At 66.5% G+C, this 2,992-nt stretch carries 3 protein-coding genes and 1 pseudogene; 3 read left to right on the top strand and 1 reads right to left on the bottom strand.

Annotation, left to right across the window (positions count from 1 at the left end; genetic code table 11):
- A pseudogene (locus tag B0I32_RS56135) lies at positions 1-492 on the bottom strand (ISAzo13-like element transposase-related protein); the annotation flags it as partial.
- Between the two features lie 417 nt (positions 493-909).
- Here B0I32_RS56135 and B0I32_RS56130 point away from each other — a divergent pair.
- The 3 genes from B0I32_RS56130 to B0I32_RS56120 form a co-directional block, all read left to right on the top strand.
- Positions 910-1,116 (top strand): DUF5999 family protein, encoded by a 207-nt coding sequence (locus B0I32_RS56130; protein WP_106253682.1) that lies wholly within the window; start codon positions 910-912, stop codon positions 1,114-1,116.
- A gap of 110 nt (positions 1,117-1,226) precedes the next feature.
- Positions 1,227-1,979 carry a sensor histidine kinase gene (locus tag B0I32_RS56125; protein ID WP_181308978.1) on the top strand — a complete coding sequence of 251 codons (753 nt, stop codon included), beginning with the start codon at positions 1,227-1,229 and terminating at the stop codon, positions 1,977-1,979.
- A gap of 892 nt (positions 1,980-2,871) precedes the next feature.
- Positions 2,872-2,992 (top strand): transposase (locus B0I32_RS56120; protein WP_425438162.1); only part of this gene is annotated, 121 nt, incomplete at its 3' end.

The raw sequence follows: 2,992 nt of genomic DNA, 5'->3' as shown, positions 1-2,992 counted from the left end.
CGCGGTCCGGGTGCCAGCCGCCCTCCAGCGTCTTGGCGTTGACCTGCAGACTGAATCCCTCACCGCGCAGGATGTCCGCGACGCCGTCGGCCGACACCCGGTGTCCCTGCTGGGTAAGCTCGCCGGCCAGCCTGCGGGTGGACTTGGTCGTCCAGCGCAGCGGCAAGGTCGGATCCCCGCGCTCGCCCGGCTCGACCAGCGCCAGCAGCGCCGCCCGTAACTCTGGGTCGGTCTCCACCAGGCCGCTTTCGGCCACCACCCCGGCGGCGCGTCCGCCCCAGTGATTCAGCCCCGGCGTCCAGCTCACGCACGCCCCCGCGGCCCCGTCGCTTCGCGCACGCCCGCGGCCTGGGCCACCGCCCGGATCCCGCCATGCCCCAGGACGCGAGCCTCGGCGCTGAGCAGCAGCCGGCGTTGTCGCTCATCCAGATGCGCCAAGATCGCCTCAAGCTTCGTAGCCAGCATCTCCACGGTCTCCGCCGACACGCTCATACCAGACCATCGACCGCCAAGCCGGAATGCTACGAGTTGTTTCGCTGCAGGCTCTAAGTCCACGCAGGTCACCGGACCGTGGCGGCCGTTCATCACAGGGCTGGCAGGAAGGCGGGGGGAAATGGCAGCCCACCCCCTTTACCCGCCCTGGTCGTGGCAGAAGAATGGATGAGCGGGCATCTTGCTGACCTTGATGCAGGCGTCACAACCCGAGTGCCGGACGCCCCCTGTTGGGCGGGGCGTCCGGCATCTCCCTTCGCGTGTCGGCACGCCTGCCGCCAGGATCGGTCCACTACGTATAACTACGTACTCCTACAGGGGCCGAACACGCATTTCCCCGGTTATGCCCCGCGGGCCTGCGGCGGACGATGAAGACATGAGGCAAATCCGTCCAGTCACAGAAGCGAAGTGGGGGCCATGTGTCAGCATCGGCCTCGATGCCCGTCCGCGACCAGCTGCAGGCGAGACGCGGCCCGGCTGGTGGCCTCACCCGCAACAGGAGTGGGGTTGCTCTGCAACGGCGTGGTGGTCTTCGACGACAACGGTGAGCTCCTGCCGGACGGACGGTCTGTGTCCGCCCACTGCGCCCTGCCCAAGTTCGCCGGAGCCGCCCTGACCGTGTGATGCGGGTGGGCCGAAGAGCACGAGCACTTTCGCTCCACAGCTACACCGGCGATCCCAGAAGCCACTTCACTTTCCGCACATCGAAGATCTGTCACCGAGCGGAGGATCCCATGACCATATCGTGCGACCGCGAAGACCTCGTGACCCTCGTGGAGAGGATGGAGCATCTGGTCGAGCATATGCACGCCCAGCAGCGACAGTTCATCACCGACGCCTCCCACGAGCTCGGCACTCCTCTGGCCAGTCTCCGGCTGCAACTGGAGGAGGCACGCATGCATCCCGGCCAGACCGACTTGGGCGAGCTCATCCACCATGCCCTTCGGGAGGTGGACCGGATCCAGGACATCGTCGGCAACCTGCTGATGCTAGCCAGGCTGGATGCCGGCACCGAGGACGCGCCCGGGCAGATCGAGATGGCCGGCTTCGTCGAGGGCCTGGTCGGCGAGCGTCCCCATGGCCTGCCTGTCCATCTGGACCTGGAGGAGGGATTGGTCGTGGGCGGCGCCGCCGGTACTCTCGCCCGCCTGCTGGGCAATCTGCTGGACAACGCCGAACGGCATGCCAAGTCGGCGGTGCGGGTGAGTGTCAGCGGGGAGGAGGATGAGGTCGTGGTCACGGTCGACGACGACGGCCCGGGCATCCCGGTACTGGATCGCGAGCGGGTCTTCGACCACTTCACCAGGATCGACAGCGCGCGCAGCCGCCACCAAGGCGGCACCGGTCTCGGCCTGCCCATCGCCCTGGCCATTGCTCAGGCGCATGGTGGCACGCTGATCGCGCAGGAGTCCGCGATGGGAGGCGCCCAGCTCGTGCTGCGCCTGCCGCTGCTGCAGGCCAGCGCGACGGATAAGGAGGCTGCGTGAGGACATTCCGGCCGGACTTCCTCGTTCGGACGCTGGATCGGGGTCGCGCAGCGGGGCCCTCCTCCCACAGGATCGGGTGCTTGTCGCGGTCAACGGGGGAGACCGCTGCAAGGCTCAGACCGTGCCGGATGGCCACCGGCAGCACAACCCGGCGAGGCGCACCGGTGATCATCGTTACTCCCTTCCCATCAGGCTCATACAGGAGCGCGGTCGCGAGCGCTCCTGCATGGCGGAGGATTACCCGGGGGTAGACGCTCTTTCGCTTCGAGGTCGTACCTCCCTGCCTGCCACGTCCATGTGCCAGCCTCACTCGGCGCAATGGCCCGGCCGGACGGCCATCACCGCCTCCCGCCACACCGGTCACGCTACGGACTTCGCACCAGACATCGTCCAGGCATACGCTTTCGTAGTCGTCGAGATCGCGGTCATCCGAGGAGAAGCCCATCTGCTTCATGATCATCGTCGATACGGTGTAGTGCCACGTGGTCGTACCTGGTGTCGAACTGGCGACGGTACGGGCCTCTTCAGGTTCGCCGAACGGCCAGGGTTCGTTCGGGTCACGGGTCTTCAGCCGGACTTCGCTTACGTAACGTCTCGATGGACAAGATCGGGTAGAGTCGCCGCAAAATTGGCCGCGCCGTGCTCAGCTGTGTATCGACACCTTTGAGCGACGCGCTCAAAGACTTGGACGATGATCGCCTGTACGCAGTATCCAGTTCCGCCGTCTGGCGGGCGTAGCGCCAGGTGACGTGTAGGCATGTGATCGGCGCCTCGAATTAGGTGACCGGCGCGATGCCAGCTCTGGCGCAGGGGGGGATGCGGTCCGGCGTAAGGGCATTCCCCCTTGAACGAGGACACCTCGGAGACTGGATCTTGAGATTCAGGGGAAGAGATGTCACTGATGGTGATGAAGAACTACCCGCCCGAGTTCAAGGCCGACGCGGTGGCGTTGGTGTTGTCGAGGCCGGACCGGACGATCACGTCGATCGCGAGGGACCTCGGAGTCAGCCGCG

This window comes from Nonomuraea fuscirosea, assembly GCF_003001935.1.
In the GTDB taxonomy this organism is placed as follows: domain Bacteria; phylum Actinomycetota; class Actinomycetes; order Streptosporangiales; family Streptosporangiaceae; genus Nonomuraea; species Nonomuraea fuscirosea.
Note: the sequence above shows the minus strand (reverse complement) of the source record. Positions and strands in the feature narration are given on the sequence as shown.

What these genes read in the sequence shown, in the direction of transcription:
- B0I32_RS56130 (WP_106253682.1), top strand. Translation starts at nt 910, where the DNA reads ATGTGTCAGCATCGGCCTCGATGCCCGTCCGCGACCAGCTGCAGGCGA.
- B0I32_RS56125 (WP_181308978.1), top strand. Translation starts at nt 1,227, where the DNA reads ATGACCATATCGTGCGACCGCGAAGACCTCGTGACCCTCGTGGAGAGG.